Here is a 2,258-nt window from a genome sequence, read left to right as displayed (position 1 = left end):
GGCCGGCTCCGCCGGGCTGGAAAACGGTCTGCCGTGAGCGTGCCGCTCGATGATGACGGCCTGCCGCCCGGTGGCCCGTGGACGGCAGCTTCAGCCCAGGTGCTGGGCGCCGGGCGGATGCTTGCCCGCGGCGGCCGCGCTGTCGCCGGCTCGCGGGCCGCGCGATCGGTGACCTTCGCCGGGCTCGCCGCGGCTGTCGTTGCCGGCGCGGCGGCGCGGCGGCGGGTCCGGCCCGGTTCCGGCCGGACAGCCGAGCTGGCCGAGCCGGGGGAGGGATCGCTGCCCGAGCCGGGAGACGACGATCTCGTGCCGCTGGTCGGGGGGGAGCCGACCACCGTGGTCGCTTCGGACGGCGTGCCGTTGCACGTCGAGGTCGTCGGGGATCCCGGTGCCGCGCTCACCCTCGTCTTCATCCACGGCTTCTGCGTCAGCCTCGACTTCTGGACGTTCCAACGTCGAGAGCTCGCCGAATGCGGCCGGCTGGTGTTCTACGACCAGCGGGCCCACGGCCTGTCCGGCGCATCGGACGTCGCGGCGTGCACGATCGAGCAGCTCGGTGATGATCTGTATCAGGTGCTGGCCGAGGTGGTGCCGACTGGACCGGTGATCCTCGTCGGGCACTCGATGGGCGGAATGACGATTCTCGCGTTGGCCGACGCGCACGCGGAGCTGTTCGGCGGCCGGATCGTCGGGGTCGGGCTCGTGTCGACCAGCGCGGGCAGCCTGGCCACGGTCACCTTCGGCCTGCCGGTGGCGGCGACGAAGATGCTGCGCACCGCGCTGCCCGGTCTCGCGGTCGGTATGCGGTACGCCCCCACGCTGCTGGAGCGGGGCCGCCGCCATGGCAGTCAGGTAGCGTGGGCCGCGACCCGTCGGATCGGCTTCGGCTCGGCCGCGGTCGGGCCGCCGCTGGTGTCCTTTCTGGAGAAGATGGTGGCCGCGACGCCGCTGCACGTGATGGCAGCCTTCCTGCCAGCGCTGATCAACCACGACAAGATCGCTGCCGCGGCGGCGTTGGTGACGACCCCGACGCTGATCCTCGTCGGTGACGCTGACGTCATGACCCCGTTGGAGCACAGCCGGACGCTGAGCGAACTCCTCCCCGAGGCGGACCTGGTGGTGCTGGCGGGGGCTGGGCACGCCGTCACCCTGGAGCGCCCCAACGAGGTCAACGAGGCACTGCGCGCGCTGGTGAACCGGGCGACGGCCCGGCCGCGAGGCCTGCCGCGCCCGCCGGGAGCCCGCACCCAGGCCGCGCCCGCCCGCCATGACCGCGGCCCGGAGGACCTCCGGACCCGGACATCGTGACCGGCCCGCCCGAGCCTGTCGCCTTCCTCGCCCGAAGCGACGGAGAGGGCTGGCTGGTCGAGGCTCCGACAGCGCGGTCCATGCGTGCTGTCGGCCGTCGGCTGGCCGGCGGGCTGCGCGCCGGAGACCTCGTGATACTCGCCGGGCCGCTCGGCGCTGGCAAGACGGTCCTCGTCCAGGGCATCGCCGCCGGGCTGGGTGTCACCGGGGCGGTCACCTCGCCGACCTTCGTGATCGCCCGGGTGCACGATGACGGCCGAGTGCCCCTGGTGCATGTGGACGCCTACCGGCTGGGTGCGGTCGTCGAGGTCGAGGACATCGACCTCGACGCCGAGATCGAGACGTCCGTGACGGTCGTCGAGTGGGGCTCGGGACTGGTGGAGGGCTTGGCCAGCACGTATCTGCGGGTCGAGATCGAGCGGCCGCCCGAAGCCGTGCCGGGACTCGGCGCTGGCGCCGAGGACTGTGGCGACGGGGGCGTCCGCGTCGTCCGGATGGCTGGCAGCGACGGTGAATGGTCAACCCGCCTGCGGTCGTTGTGGGCGGCGGCCGGGGAATAGCTCGGTCACCGACCGCAACAGTCGCGGGTTGGAATTGTTTGATCATGCGATTTGATCGGCGCGACCACTAGGCTGTCAGGCGTGCTGCTTCTCGCTGTTGACACGGCGACACCCGCCTGTTCGGTCGCTCTCGCGGACGTCGAATGGGCCGAGCCGGTCGCCGGCACGGGCGTTGTGCGGGTGACCCGCAGGGCGGCACGTCAGGTCGTGGATCCACGTAGGCACGCGGAGTTGCTGGTACCGCTGGTCCGGGAGGCTCTGGACGAGGCGTCGGCATGCCCTGCCGATCTCGACGCGCTGGTGGTGGGCCTCGGGCCGGGGCCGTTCACGAGTCTGCGGGTCGGCGTGGTGACCGCGGCCGCCTTCGCGGACGCTCTCGGCCGGCCCGCC

General features: G+C 72.7%; 3 protein-coding genes. All 3 read left to right on the top strand.

Annotated features, from left to right (window positions below; translation table 11 throughout):
- Positions 1-1,308: alpha/beta fold hydrolase (locus tag MJ783_RS19680; protein ID WP_370651719.1), on the top strand; the 1,308-nt coding region annotated here is incomplete at its 5' end.
- Positions 1,309-1,388: 80 nt separating this feature from the next.
- Positions 1,389-1,868, top strand: coding sequence for a tRNA (adenosine(37)-N6)-threonylcarbamoyltransferase complex ATPase subunit type 1 TsaE (gene tsaE / locus MJ783_RS19675; RefSeq protein WP_239312472.1), 480 nt, complete (start codon positions 1,389-1,391; stop codon positions 1,866-1,868).
- Between the two features lie 81 nt (positions 1,869-1,949).
- Positions 1,950-2,258: tRNA (adenosine(37)-N6)-threonylcarbamoyltransferase complex dimerization subunit type 1 TsaB (tsaB, locus tag MJ783_RS19670; protein WP_239312456.1), on the top strand; the 309-nt coding region annotated here is incomplete at its 3' end.

It is taken from the genome of Protofrankia sp. Cj3 (assembly GCF_917627355.1).
In the GTDB taxonomy this organism is placed as follows: domain Bacteria; phylum Actinomycetota; class Actinomycetes; order Frankiales; family Frankiaceae; genus Protofrankia.
This window is presented reverse-complemented; position numbering and strand designations above follow the sequence as displayed.

Bases quoted from the DNA above. Each gene is read 5' to 3' on its own strand.
- tsaE (WP_239312472.1), top strand. From the start codon at position 1,389: ATGCGTGCTGTCGGCCGTCGGCTGGCCGGCGGGCTGCGCGCCGGAGAC.